Here is a 21,198-nt window from a genome sequence, read left to right as displayed (position 1 = left end):
GGCAATACTAGTCAGCCGTCGCGCCGCCCCCGACTCCGGACCCCGACCGCGCGTCGGGGTCGGCCTGGTCGCCGGTCGGCTCGGCGGGCTGCTCGGTCGGGGCGACACTGGTCTGGCCGTTCTGGTTCGGCGAGCGGTCCTGCTGGTCGGGCCGCTGCGGCTCGGTCTGCCCGGCGCCCTCGCCCGGGGTCGCGGTGGCCTGGTCCTCGGGGGTCTGCTCGGCCGTGCCGGCGGTGGTGGTCGGCTGCGTGGTCTCCGGGTAGGACTCCTCGACGGTCTGCTCCTGCGTGGTCTCCGGGGTGGAGCTGACCGTGTCGTCGGTGCGCGGGGCGAGCCACCCGTCGGATCCCTCCCAGCCCTCGCCGGTCTGCACCGTCGAGGCCCACAGGAAGAGCAGCACGGCCATCGCCACGCCGAGCAACGTGGTCGAGGGGCGCACCCGCCCGCCGAGGCTGAGCAGCCCGGTGTGGCGTTCCGCCTCGGCGTCCTCGTCGAGGGCGTCCTCGCCGGCCTGCTTCTGGGCCGCGGGGTCGTCCTCGGGGGAGACCGGCGAGACGGGCCGGGCCTCCGGGCCCGAGTGGGCGGGCATGGCGCGGGTCTGCGCGTCGATTTCCGACGTCGCGCCCTCCCCGTCGCCGGTGCCGTGCGACGGGGCTGCGGCGTGCGCGGCCGCGCCGCCGGAGGCGGCGACGGTGCCGTTCCCGCCCGCGGTGCCGGGCGCGACGTCGTCAATTGCGGGGGAGTGCCCGTCGCCGGCGGCGTCGCGGCGCTCGGCGGCGGTGAACAGCGCGGTCGGGGGAGCGACGTCGCGGTTGTGCGCCAGGTCGTGGTCGACCGGAGCGCCGGTGAGGCTCGGCGCGGCGCCGTACTCGTCCCAGAACTCGTCGAGGATGGCGGTGCGCATCGCACGCTCGACGGCCCACTGCGCGCCGGCCGAGGAGGTGACCATCAGGCGCACCGACATCGTCCAGGGGGTGCCCACGGTGCTCGGCGGGGTGACGTCGACGGCGGGCTGGACGACGAGCTCGTCGAGGACGTCGTCGCGGATCTCTTCGCGGTGCAGCGCGCGGGCGGCGGCGTCCTCGGCCCGGTCGATGGCCTCCTCGGTCGAGTGCGAGCTGCGCAGCGGGATCGGCATGGTCACCACCGCGCGCGACCAGTACTGCGAGGAGTTCACGCAGACCTTCGGCGTCGAGTTCGGGATGGTGATCGTCTCCTGGGCCAGCGTGCGGATCCGGGTGGCGCGCAGGGTGATGGAGATGACCGTGCCCTCGACCTCCACGCCGGAGCCCTCGAAGCGCACCCAGTCGTTGATGCCGTACTGCTTCTCGGTGAGGATGAAGAACCCGGCGAGGAAGTCGGCGATGATGCTCTGCGCGCCGAGGCCGAGGGCGGCGGAGACGACCGTGGCGGGGATGGCCGCGCCGGCCAGCGAGAAGCCGAGCGTGCTCAGGAAGAAGACCATCAGCAGGAAGTAGGCGACCAGCTGGCCGATGTAGACCGCGGCGGTGGTCAGCGCCAGGGAGGTCTTGCCCTCCTGCTGCTCCTGGGAGTTCTCGATGCGCGTGTTGATCTCGCGGATGAGGAAGCGCCCGAGGCGCGGCACCATCAGCGCGGCGACGGTGATCAGGGCGAGCGTGATGCCCTTGTCGGCGATCCACTGCCACATCACCGTCAGGATGTATCCGATCGGCATGCCGCCCACCCTAGCCGCGGTCCGCGGGTCTACGGCCCCGTCCAGGCGACTCCCGGGAAACCGGTACGCGGCTGACGGCGGGCGGGGTACGGGGGTGCCCCCGTTCCCGCGGGGCGAACGGCGTATCCCACCCCGTGGACCTGCGGTTCCATTCATCGGGAGTGATTGATGTCATGTCTTCCGGGGGTGGGTGACCTGGCTGATTTTGGGCGACTCACCGCACTGTGTATGATGCCTCACATGGACATTATTTGGCTTGTACTCGGAACCGCACGGCGCGTGCCGTAACGGACGTACAAGTCGAGCTCGGCTAGCGCCCCCGGAACGCACCGCCACACGGCGGAGACGATCCGGTCGGGCGCTTTTTCGTTTTTTGTCCAGTCCCACCCGCGGCCCGCGGGCGGGGAGAAGAGATGTGAAGTGGTGAGGAGCCAACAAGACGTGAACGTGGAAGCAGACACCAGGCCCACGGCACCCGCCCCCGGGGCGGGAGGGGCAATCACGGGCGCCCAGGCGATCGTGCGCTCCCTCGAGGAGCTCGGCGTGGACGTCGTCTTCGGCATTCCCGGCGGCGCCGTGCTGCCGCTCTACGACCCCCTGTACTCCTCCGAGAAGGTCCGTCACGTGCTCGTGCGCCACGAGCAGGGGGCCGGGCACGCGGCGGAGGGTTACGCGGTGGCCAGCGGGAAGGTCGGCGTGTGCATCGCGACCTCCGGACCGGGCGCGACCAACCTGGTCACCGCCCTGGCCGACGCGATGCTCGACTCGGTGCCGATCGTGGCGATCACCGGCCAGGTCGGCCGCGGCATGCTCGGCACCGACGCCTTTCAGGAGGCCGACATCCGCGGCGTGACCATGCCCGTGACCAAGCACAACCTCATGGTCACCGACGTCCACGACATCCCCCAGGCGCTGGCCGAGGCCTTCCACCTCGCCGCCACCGGCCGGCCGGGCCCCGTCCTGGTCGACGTGCCCAAGGACGTCCAGAACGCCACGGCCGAGTTCGTCTGGCCGCCCGAGCTGGACCTGCCCGGCTACAAGCCGGTCACCTCCCCGCACTCGCGGCAGGTGCGCCAGGCCGTCGAGATGATCGAGCAGGCGAAGAAGCCCGTGCTCTACGTCGGCGGCGGCGTGATCAAGGCCGACGCCGCGGCCGAGCTGCGCGCCTTCGCCGAGCTGACCGACATCCCCGTGGTGACCACCCTGATGGCGCTGGGGGCCATGCCCACCGACCACGAGCTCTACATGGGCATGCCCGGCATGCACGGCTCGGTGCCGGCGGTCGCGGCCCTGCAGCGCTCCGACCTGCTGATCGCGATCGGTGCCCGCTTCGACGACCGGGTCACCGGCGACGTGGACACCTTCGCGCCCGAGGCGAAGGTCATCCACGCCGACGTCGACCCGGCCGAGATCGGCAAGATCCGCGCCGTCGACGTGCCGATCGTCGGCGACGCGCGCAAGACCCTGGTCAAGCTCGCCGAGACCTTCCGCCACCGCGAGGCGACCACGGACACCGAGGACTGGCGCGACTACCTCGACGGGCTGCGCGAGCGCTTCCCGCGCGGCTACGACGAGCCGGCCGACGGCTCGCTCTCGCCGCAGTACGTCATCGAGACCCTGGCCAAGACGGTCGGTCCGGAGGCCGTCTACGTCTCCGGCGTCGGCCAGCACCAGATGTGGGCGGCGCAGTTCCTCGACTTCGCCCACCCGCGCACCTGGCTGAACTCCGGCGGCCTGGGCACCATGGGCTACGCCGTGCCGGCGGCCCTGGGTGCCAAGGCCGGCCGGCCCGACGCCGAGGTCTGGGCCATCGACGGCGACGGCTGCTTCCAGATGACCAACCAGGAGCTGACCACCGCCGCGGTGGAGGGCATGCCCGTCAAGGTCGCCCTGATCAACAACGGCAACCTGGGCATGGTCCGCCAGTGGCAGACCCTCTTCTACGAGGGCCGCTACTCGAACACCCGCCTGCGCAACCGCGGTGAGTACGTGCCCGACTTCGTCGGCCTGGCCGAGTCCCTCGGCTGCGTCGCGATCCGGGTCACGGACCGGGACCAGGTCGCCCCGGCCATCGAGGAGGCCCGGAGGATCAACGACCGCCCCGTCGTCATCGACTTCATCGTCGGCGAGGACGCCCAGGTCTGGCCGATGATCTCCGCGGGCGCCTCGAACTCGGAGATCCAGTACGCCAAGGGCCTGCGCCCGCTCTTCGACGAGGAGCACTCGGCGGCGGAGGCCCCGGAGACCATCGACGAGACCATCGGCGAGCACCTCGACACGCGTGCGGAGGAGTCGGCCCAGGCCGGGACCTCCGGCGCGGCGGGTGCGGCCGGCAAGAAGAAGGAGGACTGAGCCCCGTGGCACCCACCGCCAACGTCGCGCCGCAGAAGAAGCGCAACATCCTGAGCGTCCTGGTCCAGGACGTCGACGGCATCATCACCCGGGTCTCGGCGATGTTCACCCGGCGCTCCTACAACCTGGTCTCGCTGGTCTCGGCGAAGACCGCGACGGAGGGCATCAACCGCCTGACGATCGTCGTCGACGCCGACGAGAAGAGCATCGAGCAGATCACCAAGCAGCTCAACAAGATCATCCAGGTGCTCAAGGTCCGCCTCCTGGAGGAGGAGTCGACGATCGCCCGGGCGATCCTGATGGTCAAGGTCGACGCCAACAACGAGAACCGGCCCAAGGTCGTCGACGCGGCGAACATCTTCCGCGCCCGCGTCGTCGACGTGGCTCCGGAGTCGGTGGTCATCGAGGCGACCGGCACACCGGGCAAGCTGCGGGCGCTGCTGGACGTCCTCGAGCCCTTCGGGGTCCGCGAGATGATCCAGTCCGGGCAGATCGCGCTCAACCGCGGTCGCAAGGTCCTGGCACCGGCAGAATCAAGCGGCAAAAAGTAATCCCACGTGGCGAGACGACTGTACTGGCGTTTTGCCGAATTATCCCAACCAATGAAATCTCTGGTAGGGTGTATTGTAATTCACGTGTTGTCCGATCGGAACCTTAAAAATTTCCGATCGGGCGGCGCTGAATGCAGACGATCCCTGCCAGACAATGTGTCACCAGAAAGGTGAGTAACTCCCATGGCCATTGACGTTCTCTACGACGCGGACGCTGACCTGTCCATCATCCAGGGCCGCAAGGTCGCCGTCATCGGCTACGGCTCCCAGGGCCACGCCCACGCGCTGAACCTGCGCGACTCCGGCGTCGAGGTCTGCATCGGTCTCCGCGAGGGCTCCAGGTCCGCCGAGAAGGCCCGCGAGGCCGGCTTCGAGGTCAAGTCCAACGCCGAGGCCGCGAAGTGGGCCGACGTCATCATGATCCTGGCGCCCGACACCACCCAGGCGAAGCTGTTCGCCGACGACATCGAGCCGAACCTGGAGCCGGGCAACGCGCTGTTCTTCAGCCACGGCCTGAACATCCACTTCGACCTGATCAAGCCCGCCGACTCCATCACCGTCGGCATGGTCGCACCGAAGGGCCCGGGCCACCTGGTCCGCCGCACCTTCGTCGACGGCAAGGGCGTCCCGATGCTCATCGCCGTCGAGCAGGACCCGGACGGCAACGGCCGCGACCTGGCCCTGAGCTACGCCGCGGCCATCGGCGGTGGCCGCGCCGGCGTCATCCCGACCACCTTCAAGGCCGAGACCGAGACCGACCTCTTCGGCGAGCAGGCCGTCCTGTGCGGTGGCCTGGAGTACCTGATCATGACGGGCTTCGAGGTGCTGACCGAGGCCGGCTACGAGCCGGAGATGGCCTACTTCGAGTGCTGCCACGAGATGAAGCTGATCGTCGACCTGATCTACGAGGGCGGCATCGGCAACATGAACTACTCCTGCTCGGACACCGCCGAGTACGGCGGCTACCTCTCCGGCCCGCGTATCGTCGACGAGGGCGCGAAGGACCGCATGAAGGAGGTCCTCACGGAGATCCAGGACGGCACCTTCGTCAAGCAGCTGCTCAAGAACATCGAGGGCGGCAACAAGGACCTCGAGGCCCGCCGCGCCGAGGTCGCCGCGCACCCGATCGAGAAGACCGGCGCCAAGCTGCGCGACCTGATGAGCTGGGTCAAGAACCCGCTCGACGCGACCGCCTAAGGTCCACCGGGTCCGCCCGGCCCACCGGGCCGGCCGTGCCGGCGCCGCGGGCGCCGGCGGCGCGCACGTGCCGCACCCGCCGGCACGCGCGACGTCGTCAATCACCGACGCCGCGGGGAGTTCACGCTCCCCGCGGCGTCGTCGTGTGTGCGGGGGTCGGTGCCGGGGCGGCGGGGGAGCGGCACGCGTTTTCAATACATTCCCAATAAGGCGGAAAAAGGGTATCCTCAGGGGCATGGACGCCACCGCACACGGCCACGGCGCAGACCACCGCCACGGGCACACGCACGACCACCCCCACGGCCACTCGCACGCCCCGAAGTCGCTGCGCGCCCTGCTCGGTGTGATCACCCTGACCACCGTGATCTTCCTCGCGGAACTCACCGCCGGCTTCGTCTCCGGCTCGCTCGCGCTGCTCTCCGACGCGATGCACATGCTCTCGGACTCCACGGGCCTGATCCTCGCGCTGGTGGCGATGCTCATCGGCCGGCGCGCGCCGTCGAAGCGGGCCACCTACGGCCACCGGCGCGTGGAGGTGCTCGCCGCGCTGGTCAACGCGCTGGCCGTCTCCGCGATCTCCGTCTACATCGTCTACGAGGCCGTGCGCCGCCTGGGCTCGGCCGAAGAGATCGACGTGCCCGTCATGCTGGCCGTGGCCACGATCGGCCTGGTGGCCAACGGCGTCTCCGCGACGATCCTCGTGCGCCGCCAGCACGACAGCCTCAACATGCGCGGCGCCTACCTGCACGTGCTCTCCGACCTGCTGGGCTCGGTGGCCGTCATCGTCGCCGGCGTGGTCATCTGGGTGACCGGATTCACCCCGGCCGACACCATCGCCTCGTTCGTCATCGCCGCGCTGGTGCTGCCGCGCTCCCTGCGGCTCCTCGCCGCCTCCGTCAACGTGCTGCTCGAGCGCGCCCCGGCCGACGTCGACGTCGAGGAGATCGCCGGCGCGCTGGAGGCCGTCGATGGCGTGGTCGCCGTCCATGACCTGCACCTGTGGTCCACCGACGGCACCGACGTGCTGGCGACCTGCCACCTCGTCGTCGACGCGGAGGACATGTACGGCTGCGGCGTGCTCGACGACGCGCAGGACATGCTCGCCGGGCTCGGGGTCACGCACTCGACGATCCAGCTGGAGCAGCCCGGCCACGAGCGCCACGAACACGTCTGTTGACCGACGTCCGGGCCCGGCTACGATTGGTCCCATGGGATTTTCGACCCCGAGCTACGGACTCTCCGACCTCTTCGCCCGCATCGACCGCGGCGACCTCCAGCTGCCCGACTTCCAGCGTGACTACTCCTGGGACGTCGACATGATCCGCTCGCTGCTGGTCACCGTCCTGCGCGGATTCCCCGTGGGCTGCTTCATGGCCCTCGACACGCGCAACATGCCGCTGCGCTTCCGCCCGCGCCCCATCGAGGGCGCCCCGGACACCGGCAACGCGCCCGGCATGCTGCTGCTCGACGGCCAGCAGCGCCTGACCACCCTGTACCACTGCCTCGGCGGCGACGGCTTCGTCGACACCACCGACTTCCGCGGCCGCCCGGTGCGCCGCAAGTTCTACGTCGACGTGCGCCGCGCCGTCGAGGGGGACCTGGTGCCGGACTCCGCGGTCTTCGCCGTCGGCGAGGACGGCCAGATCCGCTCGCACTTCGCCCCTGAGATCCCCGGCGGCCTGCCGGATCAGGAGACCGCTCTGCAGGAGGGCTGCATCCCGGTCTCCGCGCTGCTCGGCGACGACGCGATGAACCTGCTGTTCGACCTGGTCGCGCAGGTCAGCGACGACAACCGCGGCCCGGCCAAGGAGTTCTTCAACTCCGTGGTCTACCCGCTGGCGCGCTACTCCATCCCGATGATCCGCCTCGAGCGCGGCACCGAGAGCACCGGCATCGGCTCGATCTTCGCCCAGGCGAACTCGGCCGGCCTGCAGATGGACGTCTTCGAGCTGCTGACCGCCGTCTTCTCCGCCGAGGACCCGGACTTCTCCTTCGCCGAGGACTGGGCGCGCACCGAGAAGACCCTGCGCGAGTACCCGGCCCTCGACGGCATCGGCCGCAACGAGTTCCTCACCGCCGTGGCGCTCCTGGTCAGCGCCCGCAAGGGCCGCGCCGGCGGCCACCGCGAGGACGTGCTGGCCATGTCGCTGGCCGAGTACCGCGAGGCCGCCCAGGTCGTGCGCGTGACCCTGCGCGAGACCGCCGAGTTCCTGCTGCAGCGCTGCATCCTCTCGCTGTCCCAGGTGCCCTACACCGAGCAGATCATCCCGCTGGCCGTCATCCTGGCGCTGCTGGCCGACCGCGACGACGGCGCGCTGTCCAACACCAAGGCCTGGGACCGCATCAACCGCTGGTTCTGGTCGGGCGTCTTCGGCGAGCTCTACGGCTCGGCCGCCGTGCGCAACCGCATGGCCCGCGACGTCAACGAGGTCACCGCCTGGGTCGCCGGCGAGACCGACGAGGAGCCGAAGACCGTGCGTGACGCGACCTTCCACGAGGACCGTCTGCTCTCGGCCCAGCCGGGCAGCCCGCTGCACCACGGCATCTACGCGCTGTTCATGGGCCGCGGTGCCCGCGACTGGCGCACCGGCGCGACCTTCGACCGCTGGTCCTACGACCAGATGCGCCCGCACTTCACCCGCATCTTCCCGGAGGGCGAGGGTGTCGACGAGCTGCGCGGCGAGAGCGTGGTCAACCGCACCCCGATGTCGCGGCGCACCCAGGTCGTCATCGAGAACCAGACGCCGCCGCGGTACCTGCCGCGCGTGCAGTCGAAGTCGCTGATGGACGACGACGAGTTCGACGAGGTGCTGGCCACCCACGAGATCACCCCGATCTACGTGCTGCGCGGCGACTTCGACGCCTTCTTCGAGGACCGTCGCGAGCGCATCATCGGCATGATCGAGTACGCCATGGGCAAGGAGATCATCCGCGACGGCGAGCTGCTCGGCCGCCACGCCGCCGAGGACGACGGCGAGGAGGGCGAGATTTCCGACGCCGCGACCGTCGCCGGCGCCGCCGAGGGCGCGGCCCGGCGCGGGGGTGCCCACGCCAAGGCCGAGGGTGACCTCGACGAGGCGGCCGAGGCTGACGTCGCCGAGGCCGATAACGAGGCCGAGGGCGTCGAGCCGGAGACCGCCGAGAACGGCGACTCCGGGGAGTAGCCGAGAGATCGGGGGTCGGGCGCGCCGCACGGGGCGGCGGCGCGCCACGGGGGACCGGGGCGTTCCGGCCGGGTACCGGGCCGCCGCGCGGGGATGACGCGCCGCACGGGGCGGACGGCGGGCGCGCGGCGCTTACCGTTAGACTCACGAGACATGTCGACGAACAAGCGCCGCCTCCTCTTCCGCGCCACCTCCGCCACGGCCGCCGCCGCCATCGCGGCGACGGTGTTGACCTCCTGCTCGGACAGTGGGGAGGGCGACGGGTCGGACACGGCCGCCGCGACCTCCGCCGCCTCCGTCGAGGAGGCCGCGGAGCAGAACCGCGACCGCGAGGTCGACGAGCGCTTCGGCGACCGCCCGCAGGTCCTCGCCGACGCCTCCGGCACCGGCGTGGAGTCCAGCGCCCTCTTCTTCGACTCCTCCGAGTCCGTCGTGCTCGCCGGCCCGGATGTGGCCGACCAGCTGCGCGCGGCCTCCGCCGCCGTCGCCGCCCACGCCCCGCTGCTCGAGGTCACCCCCGAGACGGCCGGCGAGGTCGCCGACGAGATCGAGCGTCTGGGCGCGAGCATCGCCGTGACCTTCGGCGACGTCAAGGCCCCCGACGTCGAGGGCCTGACCGTCGTGCGCGCCCCGGCCGGCGAGGACGGCCTGGAGCAGCTGACGAGCCTGAGTTTCGAGCGCACCGAGGTGCCCGCCGACAAGGGTGCGGTGCGTGCGCTCGCCGAGTTCGACGCCGAGAACCCGCAGGAGCTCGCCCCCGGCGCCGGCCTGGAGAACCCCGCGCCCGCCGAGGCCGCGCCGGCCGAGGGTGAGGCCCCCGCCGCTGACGGCGCGGAGGGCTCGCCGGACGCGCAGCCGGCGGAAGACAAGGACGAGAACAAGGACAAGTCCGGCGGCGAGGCGGAGCAGTCCGGGGAGTCGGGCGACGCCGAGGGCGCCCTGCCGGTGTCCACCCCGCGGGAGAACCCGCCGGTGGTCCTGGCCACCCCGGAGTCCCCGGCGGTCGACGTCGCCAACGCTCGCGCCTACGGCGCCGACGTCTACGTCATGGACTACCCGGACCCGCGCGTGAGCGAGGAGGCCTCGAAGGCGGTCGCCGGTCTGGCCGACCGCCCGCTGGTCGCCCTCGGCGCGCAGTTCGGCTCCGCCGAGCGTCTCACCGGCGCCATCGAGGCCTCGGCACGCGAGACCGCGGAGCTGCCCGGCGGCGGCCACCTGGTCTTCCCGGGCCGGCGCATGGTCGCCCTCTACGGCCACCCGTCCGGCGGCGACCTCGGCGTGATGGGCGAGCGCCCGCCGCAGGAGTCGGTCGACTACGTGCGCGGCATCGTCGATCAGTACCAGGCCATCGACGAGGACGAGCCGGTCATCCCGACCTTCGAGATCATCGCGACCGTCGCCAGCGAGTTCCCCGGCGAGGACGGCGACTACTCCAACGAGGCCACCATCGAGGAGCTGACCCCCTGGGTCGACGCGATCACCGACGCCGGCGGCTACGCCGTGCTGGACCTGCAGCCGGGCCGCGGCAACTTCCTGGACCAGGCCAAGCGCTACGAGGAGCTGCTCAAGCGGCCGAACGTCGGCCTGGCTCTCGACCCGGAGTGGCACATGGGACCGGACGAGCTGCCCGCCCAGCGCGTCGGCTCCGTGGAGGCCCACGAGGTCGACGAGGTCTCCGAGTGGCTGGCCCAGCTCGTGCGCGACAACAACCTGCCGCAGAAGGCCTTCGTGGTCCACCAGTTCCAGGTGCAGATGCTGCGCGACCGCGAGCAGATCAACACCGACCACGCCGAGCTGTCCTACGTGCTGCACGCCGACGGCCACGGTGTGCCGGAGCAGAAGTTCGACACCTGGAACGTGCTGCGCCAGGGGCTCGACCCGGTCTGGAACATGGCCTGGAAGAACTTCTTCGACGAGGACCAGCCGATGTTCGACGCGCAGCAGACCTTCGCCGTCGAGCCGCGGCCCTGGTTCATCTCCTACCAGTAGGCGTGCCGGCCACGGGGCGGGGGCGGACCGGTGGGACGGTGTGTCCCACTTCCGGTCGGGGCACCGTTCGTCACTTGCGGGGGAACGCCCCGCCCACCCCGGGGGTGATGGGGGTGAGGTTAACAAGGGGCGGTGCCTGTGATCTGCGATACCGCGCGTAGAGTGAGCCGCGGTCCTTATCGCACGAACACACCATAGGAGACGAGAAGACGTGAGCCGTCCAGTCGTTCTGATCGCCGACAAGCTGGCACCCTCCACCGTGGAGGCACTGGGGGATTCCGTTGAGGTGCGCTGGGTGGACGGTCCGAACCGTCCGGAGCTCCTGGCCGCCGTTCCCGAGGCCGACGCGCTGCTGGTGCGCTCGGCGACGACCGTGGACCGCGAGGTCCTCGAGGCCGCCGAGAACCTGAAGATCGTCGGCCGCGCCGGCGTGGGCCTCGACAACGTCGACATCGACGCCGCCACCGAGCGCGGCGTGATGGTCGCCAACGCGCCGACCTCCAACATCCACTCCGCCTGCGAGCACGCCATCGCGCTGCTGCTGTCGACCGCCCGTCAGATCCCGGCGGCGGACAAGACCCTGCGCGCCGCCGAGTGGAAGCGCTCCTCCTTCAAGGGCGTCGAGGTCTTCGGCAAGACGATCGGCATCGTCGGCTTCGGTCACATCGGCCAGCTCTTCGCGCAGCGCCTGCGTGCCTTCGACGTCGACGAGATCGTCGCCTACGACCCCTACGCCAACCCCGCGCGCGCCGCCCAGCTCGGCGTCGACCTCGTCGACCTCGACGAGCTGATGCAGCGCAGCGACTTCGTGACCATCCACCTGCCCAAGACCGCGGAGACGGCCGGCATGTTCGACGCCGAGCTGCTGGGCAAGGCCAAGGAGGGGCAGATCATCATCAACGCCGCCCGCGGCGGCCTGGTCGACGAGCAGGCCCTGGCCGACGCCATCAAGGCCGGCCGGATCCGCGGCGCCGGCTTCGACGTCTACTCCACCGAGCCGTGCACCGACTCGCCGCTGTTCGCGCTCGACGAGGTCGTCGTCACCCCGCACCTGGGCGCCTCCACGGTCGAGGCGCAGGACCGCGCCGGCACCGACGTCGCCGCCTCCGTGCTCAAGTGCCTGGCCGGCGAGTTCGTCCCGGACGCCGTCAACGTCTCCGGCGGCGCCGTCGGCGAGGAGGTCGCCGCCTGGATGGACCTGGCCCGCAAGCTCGGCCTGCTGGCCGGCCGTCTCCTCGGCGAGGCCCCCGACAGCGTGTCCGTGCAGGCCCGCGGCGAGCTGTCCACCGAGAAGGTCGACGGCCTGGGCCTGTCCGCCCTGCGCGGCCTCTTCTCCGCGATCACCCAGGTGCCGGTGACCTTCGTCAACGCCCCGCGCATCGCCGAGGAGCGCGGCGTGGACCTGAAGGTCTCCACCGCCACCGAGTCGGCGACCCACCGCTCCGTCCTCGAGGTCACCGTCATCGGCGCCGACGGCGCCCGCGCCACCGTCATCGGTGCGCTGACCGGCCTGGAGCGCGTCGAGAAGATCGTGCGCATCAACGGCCGCGGCGTCGACATGCGCGCGGAGGGCCACAACCTCTTCCTGCGCTACACCGACGTGCCCGGTGCCCTGGGTAAGGCCGGTGCCCGCCTGGGCGAGGCCGACATCAACATCGAGGCCGCCGCGCTCACCCAGGCCGCCAAGGGCGACGGCGCCACCCTGATCCTGCGCGTCGAGCGCGAGGTGCCCGAGGAGCTCGTCGAGGACATCTGCTCGGCCCTGGGCGCCACCGCCGTCCAGCTCAACCTGGGATAGTCCCCGGCAGACCCTCCGGCCCCCGCGGCGTCCACGGACGGACGCCCCGGGGGCCGTGGTGTGTCCGGGTGCGTCGCCGCCACCGCTTCCGCCACTGCTTCCGCCGGCGCGTCCACCGGCGTCTCCGCAGGCGTCACCCCCGAAAATGAGGGTGCGCACGTGCGTCGGCCGAGCACGTTGTAGGGTGGACGAAAGCCCACTAGGCGAGAAAGGAATCCCGCAACATGAAACTGGCAGTGATCGGCGGAGACGGCATCGGCCCGGAGGTCACCGCGGAGGCCCTCAAGGTCCTCCAGGCGGTCCGCGACGACGTCGAGATCACCGAGTTCGACCTCGGCGCCCGGCGCTACCTGCGCACCGGCGAGCTGCTGCCGGAGGAGGACCTGGCCCGCCTGCGCGAGCACGACGCGATCCTGCTGGGCGCCATCGGCTCGCCCGGCGAGGTCCCGCCGGGCGTCCTGGAGCGCGGCCTGCTGCTGGCCATGCGCTTCAAGCTGGACCACCACGTCAACCTGCGCCCCGCGAAGCTCCACCGCCCCGAGGCCTCCCCGCTGGCCGAGCCCGGCGAGATCGACTTCGTCGTCGTGCGCGAGGGCACCGAGGGCCTCTACTGCGGCAACGGCGGCACCCTGCGCGAGGGCACGCCCCACGAGGTCGCCAGTGAGGTCTCCCAGAACACCCGCTACGGTGTCGAGCGCGTCGTGCGCGACGCCTTCGAGCGCGCGAACGGCCGCCGCCGGCACCTGACCCTGGTGCACAAGACCAACGTGCTGGTCAACGCCGGCGACCTGTGGCAGCGCACCGTCGCCGAGGTCGGGGAGGAGTACCCGGACGTCACGGTCGACTACTGCCACATCGACGCCGCGACGATCTACATGGTCACCGACCCGGGCCGCTTCGACGTCATCGTCACCGACAACCTCTTCGGCGACATCCTGACCGACCTGGCCGGCGCCGTCACCGGCGGCATCGGCCTGGCCGCCTCCGGCAACATCGACTCCACGCGCGCCAACCCGTCGATGTTCGAGCCCGTCCACGGCTCCGCGCCGGACATCGCCGGCACCGGCGTGGCCGACCCCTCCGCCGCGATCCTCTCGGCCGCTCTGCTGCTGCGCCACCTCGGCGACGAGGACAACGCCCGCCGCATCGAGGAGACCGTCGCCGCCGACGCCCTGTCCCGCGAGCCGGGCGCCCCGGTGCGCACCACCGAGGTCGGCAACCGCATCGCCGCCGCCGTGCGGGCCTGAAGCACCCGGGAATTGCCGACGTCGCGCCCCGCGACGTCGGCTTTTTCGTGCCACGTGGCGTGGCACGCGGCGTCGTCAAGCGTGGGTGGGAACCAACGTGGGCGGCTCAGTGCACGGGCACGCGCACGCGGTCGTCGATGGCGGCCGCGGCCTCGGTGCCCTGGCGGATGGCGCGCTTGGCGTCGAGCTCGGCGGCCACGTCCGCGCCGCCGATGACGGTGACGGGGACACCGAGGCGCTCGAGGGGCTCGACCAGCGCGCGCTCGGAGACCTGGCCCGTGCACAGCACCACGGTGTCGGCGGCGACCGTGTGCGCGCTGCCGTCGGAGAGGGTGACGTGCACTCCGGCGTCGTCGATGAAGCGGTAGGTCACCCCGGAGATCTGCTCGACGCCCTTGGCCCGCACGGCCGCGCGATGCACCCAGCCGGTGGTCTTGCCGAGCCTGCGGCCCATCTTGCCCTCGGTGCGCTGCAGCATGGTCACCCGGCGCGCCGGTGCGTCCGGAACGGGCTCCGTGACGAAGCCGGGGTTGTCCGGGTCGCGGCTGACGCCCCACTCGCGCTCCCAGGCGGCCAGGTCGAGCGTCGGGGACTCCTTGGTGGTCAGCCACTCGGTGACATCGAAGCCGATGCCTCCGGCGCCCAGCACGGCGACGGTGCCGGCCGGCTCCACGCGTCCGGAGAGCACGTCGGCGTAGGTGCACACGCTCGGGTGGTCCACGCCCTCGATGTCGGGCACACGCGGGCGCACGCCGGTGGCCAGCAGCACGTGGTCGTGGTCGGCGAGGTCCCCGGCCGCCACCCGGCGGTTGAGGTGGACGTTCACGCCGGTCTCCTCCAGGCGCACGGTGAAGTAGCGCAGGGTCTCGGCGAACTCCTCCTTGCCGGGGATCTCGGCGGCGAGCGCGAACTGCCCGCCGAGGTGCCCCGAGGCCTCGAAGAGGTCGACGCGGTGGCCGCACTCGGCGGCCGAGACCGCGGCGGCCATCCCGGCCGGGCCCGCGCCGACGACGGCGACGCGCACCGGGCGGCGGGCGCGTGTCAGCCGCAGCGTGGTCTCGCGCCCGGCGCGCGGGTTGACCAGGCAGGAGACGGGCTTTCCGGAGAACGCGTGGTCGAGGCAGGCCTGGTTGCAGCCGATGCAGGTGTTGATCCGCTCCGGGGAGCCGGCGGCGGCCTTGGCCACGAAGTGGGGGTCGGCGAGCAGCGGGCGGGCCAGGGCGACGGCGTCGACGCGGCCGCGGGCCAGGATCTCCTCGGCGACCTCGGGGGTGTTGATGCGGTTGGCGGCGATCAGCGGCAGATCGACGACGTCGCGCAGGTTCTCGGTGAAGTCGACGAAGGCGGCGCGCGGCACGGAGGTGACGATGGTGGGAACCCGCGACTCGTGCCAGCCGATGTCGGTGTTGATCGCGTCGACACCCAGGCGCGCGCAGGCCCGGGCGGTCTCGGCGATCTCCTCGAAGGTCTGCCCGCCCTCGACCAGGTCGGCGACGGACTGGCGCAGGATGACCGGGAAGTCGGCCGGCACGCGCCCGCGGATCGCGGAGACGACCTCGAGCAGGAAGCGGCGCCGGTTGGCCGGGCCGCCGCCCCAGTCGTCGGTGCGGTCGTTGGTGCGCGGGCACAAAAACTGGTTGATCAGGTAACCTTCGCCGCCCATGATCTCCACGGCGTCGTAGCCGGCCGCCACGGCTCGTGCCGCGGCGCGGCCGAAGGCGGCGATCTCGTGGCGGATCAGAGGGGCGTTGAGGCGGATGTGGCGGAACGGGTGGATCGGCGATGGCTCGGTGCCCGGCGCGGTCTTGAGCGGGGTGACCCCGTAGCGCCCGGCGTGCAGCAGCTGGACGGCGATCAGTCCGCCGGCGGCGTGCACGGCGTCGGTGACCCGGCGGTGCGCGGCGACGTCCCCGCGAGAGGTGAGCGTGCCGGCCAGGGGCTGCAGCTTGCCGGTGGCCGAGGGGGCGATGCCGCCGGTGACGATGAGGCCGACCCCGCCGCGGGCGCGTTCGGCGTAGAAGGCGCCGAGCCGGCCGGCGTCGCGGTGGCGGTCCTCCAGCCCGGTGTGCATGGAGCCCATCACGGTGCGGTTGGGCAGCTCGATCCCGCCGATGCGCAGCGGGCGCATCAGGTGCGGGAAGGGGGTGACGGTCTCGTGCCGGGAATCAGACATGTGACACAGGTTACTTGCTAGGGTTGGCGCATGTCCGCCGAATTGCGTGAGGTCCGCGACTTCCTCGCCGCCCACGAGCCGTTCTCCCGGTTGCCCGCCGAGGAGCTCGACCGCCTGCCGGCGAAGCTGACCATGCGCTACGTGCGCCGCGGCGAGGAGCTGCTCACCGAGGGCGAGACCAACGACGCGATGTTCATCCTGCGCTCCGGGGCCGTGGACGTGCTCTCCGGCCAGGTGCTGCTCGACCGCCGCGGCGAGGGCGACTACTTCGGCTACTCGACTCTGGTCGGCGAACCCGAGTCGATCTATCAGATGGTCACCGTCGAGGACAGCCTGGTGCTGGTCATGCCGCGGGAGGTCTTCGCCGGGCTGCACGCCGGCCACCCGGTGCTGCGCCGCTACTTCGACTCGGCGACGAAGCGCATGCGCGCCGCCGTCGACGAGCTGCACGACACCCGCTTCCAGGCCCTGTCCACCCCGGTCGCCGAGCTGATGAGCCACGGGGCGCACACCGTGGGACCCGGCGAGTCGATCGCCGCGGCGGCCCGGGCGATGGAGGCAGCCCGCTCCTCGAGCCTGATGGTCACCGACTCCGGGCGGCTCACCGGCATCCTCACCGACCGCGACCTGCGCGGCCGCGTCCTCGCCGCCGGGGTGGACCCGAGCGCCCCGGTGGCACGCGTGATGACCCCGGAGCCCGCGACCGTCGCCCCCGGCGAGCCGGCGCTGGCGGCCCTGCTGACCCTGGCGCGCCTGGGGGCCAACCACCTGCCCGTCGTCGACGGCGCGGAGCTGGTCGGGGTGATCACCACCGGCGACGTGATGGCACTCATGCGCCAGGACCCCGTGTACCTGGCCGCCGACCTGGCGCGCGCCGCCGAGCCCGGGCAGCTCACCGGGGCCTTCCGGCACGCCGCGGAGGTCACGGCCCGCTTCGTCGAGCGCGGGACCGGGGGAGCCGAGGCCGGCACCATCATGACCGCGCTCGTCGACGCCGTGGCCGTGCGCCTGTGCGAGCTCGCCGAGGAGGAGCTGGGCACCCCGCCGGTCGACTACGCCTTCGTCGTGCTCGGCTCCCAGGGCCGCGGCGAGACCATGCTCGCCAGTGACCAGGACAACGCGCTCATCCTCGCCGACGACTTCGAGGATGCGGCCCACGGCGCCTACTTCGCCCGCCTGGCCCAGTACGTCTGCCACGGCCTCGACGCCGCCGGCCAGGTGCTCTGTCCGGGCGAGATGATGGCGCTCAACCCCGGGTGGCGGATGACCGCACGGGCCTGGGAGGATACCTTCACCGCCTGGGCCACCGCCCCGGGGCCGGACGCCCTGCTGCACGCCCAGACCTTCTTCGACCTGCGCGTCGTGCACGGCGACGAGCGCCTGGCCGCCCGGGTGCGCGCGGCCGCCGTCAGCGCGGCGAAGGGCTCGAGGCGCCTCCACGTCCACCTGGCCACGCTCGCCGCCCGGCGCCAGCCGCCGCTGAGCTTCTTCCGCGGGCTCGTCGTCGAGCGCGGCGGCGACTACGCCAGCACCCTGGACGTCAAGAAGGGCGGGCTGCACGCCGTGGTGCAGATCGCGCGGCTGAGCGCGCTCGCCGCGGGGTCGACGGCCACCTCCACCCGCGATCGCCTGGCCGAGGGCGACCTCTCCGCGCAGGGCGCCCGCGACCTCACCGCCGCCTTCGACTGCCTGCAGGCCATCGCCCTGCGCCACCAGGCCGCCCAGCTGCGCGCGGGCGAACACCCCGACTACCACATCGACCCCGCCCGCCTGGCGCGTACCGACCGCGACGTCCTGCGCGACTCCTTCCAGGTCATCCGCTCCGCGCAGAACGGGCTGGCCACCCGCTACCCGGTGCACGCCGCATGACGGGCCGCGACACCGGGGGTCGGACGAGTGGCGCGGACGGGCTGTGGGCGCGCCTCGGTGAACTCCTCTCCCCGGCGCGCGCCCGCCTGCCTCGCCGCAGTATCGGCGAGCTGCGCCTTGTGGCCGTCGACGTCGAGACCACGGGACTGGACCCCCGCCGCGACCGCCTCGTCGAGGTCGCCTGGGTGCCCGTCGAGGACCGTGAGATCCGCCTCGGGGAGGCCGGTCGCCTCATCGTGCGCGGCGGCGAGGTGGGCCAGTCCGCCACCGTGCACGGAATCGGCGACGACGCGGTGGCCGGCGGAGTCGAGCCCGTCGCGGCGCGCCGGGCGGTCACCGAGGCACTTGACGGCCGCGTGCTGCTCGCGCACTTCGCCCCGATGGAGCTGCGTTTCCTTCGCCTGCGCGGGGTGCCGGTGGTCGACACGATGGACCTCGAGCGCACGGGGATGGAGCGGCGCGGCACCTACCCACGCGGGGAGGACCTCCGCCTGCCCAGAGCCAGGGCCCGCCACGGGCTACCGGCCTACCGCAACCACGGGGCGCTGACCGACGCGCTGGCCTGCGCGGAGCTCTTCCTCGCCCAGACCGCCGGCAGAGAGGACCGTCCGGCGCGCACGCTCGTGCGGTGACACGCACGCTCGTGCGGTGACACGCACGCTCGTGCGGTAGATCGTGCGGTATACGGGGTGTCAGCCGCGGGCGGCCAGGATCATCCGGTCGATCTCCTGGAGCACCTCGTCGACCGCCCCCGGGTCCACCCCGCGCTCACCCCGGGCGGCGAGCAGCTCCTGCTGGGCCGCGCGCAGCGAGGCCAGCCGCAGCTGTTGGGCCGCCCCGCGCCAGCGCTCGATCTCCTCGTGGTCGGGGCCGTGGCCGGACTCGTGCTCGTCGAAACGCACCCGCACCCAGCGCCCGACCGCCTCGTGGGCCTCCTCGGGAAGGTCGCGGGTGTGCCCGGCCAGGTAGTCGCGCGCGGCGCGCCGGGCCCGGTCGTGCAGGTGGTCGACCTGCTCGGGGCTCTCCACCAGGTCGAGCGCGCGCATCAGCGCCGGCAGGGTCAGCCCGGGCAGCACCATGGTCAACAGGAGCACGACCAGGGCGATGACGGCGGCCTCGTGGTGCAGGGTGTCCGAGGCACCCGCCGGGATGGACAGCACCAGCGCCAGGGTGACCAGCCCGCGCATGCCGGACCAGGTCATCAGCAGCACCTCCTGGAGGCGCAGCGGGGCGGTGGCGCGCCGCCCGCGGCGGATGTTGACCCGGTAGAGCAGCCACAGCCAGATACCGCGCACCACGACGGCGACCACGGCGAGGACCGCGCCGACCCAGGCGGCGTGCCACAGCTCGGCGCCGACCTCCTCGACGGCGTCGCGCACCGACAGCCCGATCAGGCCGAAGGCCACACCGGTGAAGAGCATCTCGACGGTGCCCCAGAACGCGCCGCCGGACAGGCGGTCCTCGGCGCCCAGGGAGGCCCGGCTGGTCAGCTCGACGGCGGCGATGACCACGGCGATCACCCCGCTGGCGGCGACCTCCTCGGCGAGCAGGTAGACGGCGAAGGGCACGACCCAGCTCAGGGCGTTACGCGCGGTGGTGTCGCCGACGTGGTCGGTGAACCAGGCGGTCGCGCGCCCGGCGACAAGCCCGATGACCACCGAGGCGATGACGGCCCAGACGAAGTCGAGGACGCCCCCGGCAAAGGAGACGTCCTCGCCGGCGAGCAGGGCGGCCAGGCCGAGGTGGAAGGTGACGATGGAGGCGGCGTCGTTGAACAGTCCCTCCGAGGCCAGCGCCGAGGTGATGCGCCGGGGGATGCCCACCGGCTCGGCCACGGCGTCGACGGCGACGGGGTCCGGCGGGGCGAGGGCCGCGGCCAGCACGATGGCCCCGGCCAGGCCCAGACCGGGCATCAGCCACAGGGCGGTGCCGGCCAGGGCGGCGACGGTGACGAAGACGAGCAGCACGGACAGCGAGACGATGGTGGACAGCTGGGCGCGGATCGAGCCCCAGGAGGTGCGCCGGGCCAGCGCCCACAAAAGGGGCGGCAGGAAGATCGGCAGGATCATCTCGGCGGGCACCTCGAGATCCGGCAGGCCGGGCAGGAACAGGGCGCCGGCGGTGAGCAGCACCAGGAGCACGGGCCAGGGCAGGCCCGCGCGGTCGCCGACGGCGACGACGATGACGGTGGCCAGCATGAGGCCGACCAGGGCGGCGAGGACGGTCACGGAGGGTCTTCTTTCGGGGCGGTGTGAGCGATCACCCCATTTTTACCCCCACGCCGGTGTCTGCCGGAGGTGGTGGCGGCGGGTAGGCTGCCCTGCATGCGTTTCGCCAGAATTGCCACCCCGGAGGGTATGTCCTTCGCCGTCATGGACGGTGAAGGCGACGACCTGACCGCCAAGGCCATCGCGGCCACCCCGTTCACCGCCCCGCAGTACACGGGCAAGGAGTACCGGGAGGGGGAGTACCGGCTGCTCGCGCCGATGCTGCCCGGCAAGGTGGTGGCCATCGGCCGCAACTACGCCGACCACGTCGCCGAGGTCTTCAAGCAGTCCGCCGAGCAGTTGCCGCCGACGCTGTTCATCAAGCCCCCGACGGCCGTCGTCGGCCCGGGCGCGCCGATCCGCATCCCCGACTTCGCCACCCGCGTCGAGTTCGAGGGTGAGCTGGCGCTGATCATCGGCAAGCCGTGCAAGAACGTCAAGGCCGACAACTGGCGCGACGTCGTCCTCGGCTACACCGTGGTCAACGACGTCTCCTCGCGCGACCTGCAGTTCTCCGACGGCCAGTGGGCCCGTGCCAAGGGCATCGACACGTTCTGCCCGCTGGGCCCGTGGATCCAGACCGACCTGGACGCCATCGAGACCGACGACCTGCCGATCAAGGCGCGGCTGACCCACGGCGGGGTCACCGAGGTCAAGCAGGACTCGAACTCGAACCAGATGATCATGGACCTCGGCGAGATCATCGAGTTCATCACCGCGTCGATGACGCTGTTGCCCGGCGACGTGATCTGCACCGGCTCGCCGGCCGGCACCGCGCCGATGGAGCCCGGCGACTACATCGAGATCGAGGTGCCCGGCGTCGGCGTGCTGGGCAACCCGGTCGAGCGCGCCTGACGCGCGGCTTCCTCCGGGGGCGCAGGCCCCGGTGGAACAG

14 protein-coding genes are annotated in these 21,198 nt (G+C 72.0%); 11 read left to right on the top strand and 3 right to left on the bottom strand.

What is annotated here, in order from left to right:
• Nucleotides 1–7: 7 nt before the first annotated feature.
• On the bottom strand, nt 8–1,696 hold the full coding sequence (locus tag CFRA_RS06515) for a mechanosensitive ion channel family protein (RefSeq protein WP_075664925.1): 1,689 nt from the start codon (nt 1,694–1,696) through the stop codon (nt 8–10).
• A gap of 441 nt (nt 1,697–2,137) precedes the next feature.
• On the opposite strand from CFRA_RS06515, the gene CFRA_RS06510 reads away from it, so the two are divergent.
• From CFRA_RS06510 to CFRA_RS06475, 8 genes are all read left to right on the top strand, one after another.
• Nucleotides 2,138–4,048, top strand: a complete 1,911-nt coding sequence (locus CFRA_RS06510) for an acetolactate synthase large subunit (RefSeq protein WP_075663958.1) — start codon at nt 2,138–2,140, stop codon at nt 4,046–4,048.
• Between the two features lie 5 nt (nt 4,049–4,053).
• Nucleotides 4,054–4,599 (top strand): acetolactate synthase small subunit, encoded by a 546-nt coding sequence (ilvN, locus tag CFRA_RS06505; RefSeq protein WP_075663957.1) that lies wholly within the window; start codon nt 4,054–4,056, stop codon nt 4,597–4,599.
• 183 nt (nt 4,600–4,782) lie between these two features.
• A complete protein-coding gene (gene ilvC, locus CFRA_RS06500) occupies nt 4,783–5,796 on the top strand; it encodes a ketol-acid reductoisomerase (RefSeq protein ID WP_075663956.1) in 1,014 nt (337 codons plus the stop codon).
• A 235-nt stretch (nt 5,797–6,031) separates the two neighbouring features.
• Nucleotides 6,032–6,973, top strand: coding sequence for a cation diffusion facilitator family transporter (locus CFRA_RS06495; RefSeq protein WP_075663955.1), 942 nt, complete (start codon nt 6,032–6,034; stop codon nt 6,971–6,973).
• Nucleotides 6,974–7,004: 31 nt separating this feature from the next.
• Entirely contained in the window at nt 7,005–8,960 is a 1,956-nt protein-coding gene (locus CFRA_RS06490; protein ID WP_075663954.1) for a GmrSD restriction endonuclease domain-containing protein, read from the top strand.
• Nucleotides 8,961–9,113: 153 nt separating this feature from the next.
• Nucleotides 9,114–10,949 (top strand): hypothetical protein, encoded by a 1,836-nt coding sequence (locus CFRA_RS06485; protein ID WP_075663953.1) that lies wholly within the window; start codon nt 9,114–9,116, stop codon nt 10,947–10,949.
• A gap of 211 nt (nt 10,950–11,160) precedes the next feature.
• Nucleotides 11,161–12,747 (top strand): phosphoglycerate dehydrogenase, encoded by a 1,587-nt coding sequence (serA, locus tag CFRA_RS06480; protein WP_075663952.1) that lies wholly within the window; start codon nt 11,161–11,163, stop codon nt 12,745–12,747.
• A gap of 224 nt (nt 12,748–12,971) precedes the next feature.
• Nucleotides 12,972–13,994, top strand: a complete 1,023-nt coding sequence (locus CFRA_RS06475) for a 3-isopropylmalate dehydrogenase (protein WP_075663951.1) — start codon at nt 12,972–12,974, stop codon at nt 13,992–13,994.
• 106 nt (nt 13,995–14,100) lie between these two features.
• On the opposite strand, the gene CFRA_RS06470 is transcribed toward CFRA_RS06475, so the two are convergent.
• Nucleotides 14,101–16,167 carry an NADPH-dependent 2,4-dienoyl-CoA reductase gene (locus tag CFRA_RS06470; RefSeq protein WP_075663950.1) on the bottom strand — a complete coding sequence of 689 codons (2,067 nt, stop codon included), beginning with the start codon at nt 16,165–16,167 and terminating at the stop codon, nt 14,101–14,103.
• A gap of 30 nt (nt 16,168–16,197) precedes the next feature.
• Here CFRA_RS06470 and CFRA_RS06465 point away from each other — a divergent pair, with 30 nt between their 5' ends.
• Together CFRA_RS06465 and CFRA_RS06460 are read left to right on the top strand one after the other, a co-directional pair.
• Nucleotides 16,198–18,036, top strand: a complete 1,839-nt coding sequence (locus CFRA_RS06465) for a DUF294 nucleotidyltransferase-like domain-containing protein (protein WP_075663949.1) — start codon at nt 16,198–16,200, stop codon at nt 18,034–18,036.
• The gene (locus CFRA_RS06460) at nt 18,033–18,668 is read left to right on the top strand and encodes a 3'-5' exonuclease (protein ID WP_083666878.1); all 636 of its coding nucleotides are present in this window, start codon (nt 18,033–18,035) and stop codon (nt 18,666–18,668) included. Before CFRA_RS06465 ends, CFRA_RS06460 begins: the two co-directional genes overlap by 4 nt.
• A gap of 60 nt (nt 18,669–18,728) precedes the next feature.
• On the opposite strand, the gene CFRA_RS06455 is transcribed toward CFRA_RS06460, so the two are convergent.
• Nucleotides 18,729–20,264 (bottom strand): cation:proton antiporter, encoded by a 1,536-nt coding sequence (locus CFRA_RS06455; protein WP_075663948.1) that lies wholly within the window; start codon nt 20,262–20,264, stop codon nt 18,729–18,731.
• 96 nt (nt 20,265–20,360) lie between these two features.
• Between CFRA_RS06455 and CFRA_RS06450 the strand changes: the two genes are divergently transcribed.
• A complete protein-coding gene (locus CFRA_RS06450; protein WP_075663947.1) occupies nt 20,361–21,158 on the top strand; it encodes a fumarylacetoacetate hydrolase family protein in 798 nt (265 codons plus the stop codon).
• Nucleotides 21,159–21,198: the final 40 nt, after the last annotated feature.

Origin of the sequence: Corynebacterium frankenforstense DSM 45800, assembly GCF_001941485.1 — a bacterium.
GTDB classification, from domain to species: domain Bacteria; phylum Actinomycetota; class Actinomycetes; order Mycobacteriales; family Mycobacteriaceae; genus Corynebacterium; species Corynebacterium frankenforstense.
This window is presented reverse-complemented; position numbering and strand designations above follow the sequence as displayed.

Excerpts from the sequence above, each read along its gene's own strand:
- CFRA_RS06460 (WP_083666878.1), top strand. The coding sequence starts at position 18,033 with ATGACGGGCCGCGACACCGGGGGTCGGACGAGTGGCGCGGACGGGCTG.
- CFRA_RS06515 (WP_075664925.1), bottom strand. The coding sequence starts at position 1,696 with ATGCCGATCGGATACATCCTGACGGTGATGTGGCAGTGGATCGCCGAC.
- CFRA_RS06495 (WP_075663955.1), top strand. The coding sequence starts at position 6,032 with ATGGACGCCACCGCACACGGCCACGGCGCAGACCACCGCCACGGGCAC.
- CFRA_RS06475 (WP_075663951.1), top strand. The coding sequence starts at position 12,972 with ATGAAACTGGCAGTGATCGGCGGAGACGGCATCGGCCCGGAGGTCACC.
- CFRA_RS06450 (WP_075663947.1), top strand. The coding sequence starts at position 20,361 with ATGCGTTTCGCCAGAATTGCCACCCCGGAGGGTATGTCCTTCGCCGTC.
- CFRA_RS06485 (WP_075663953.1), top strand. The coding sequence starts at position 9,114 with ATGTCGACGAACAAGCGCCGCCTCCTCTTCCGCGCCACCTCCGCCACG.
- ilvC (WP_075663956.1), top strand. The coding sequence starts at position 4,783 with ATGGCCATTGACGTTCTCTACGACGCGGACGCTGACCTGTCCATCATC.
- CFRA_RS06465 (WP_075663949.1), top strand. The coding sequence starts at position 16,198 with ATGTCCGCCGAATTGCGTGAGGTCCGCGACTTCCTCGCCGCCCACGAG.
- CFRA_RS06490 (WP_075663954.1), top strand. The coding sequence starts at position 7,005 with ATGGGATTTTCGACCCCGAGCTACGGACTCTCCGACCTCTTCGCCCGC.
- CFRA_RS06470 (WP_075663950.1), bottom strand. The coding sequence starts at position 16,167 with ATGTCTGATTCCCGGCACGAGACCGTCACCCCCTTCCCGCACCTGATG.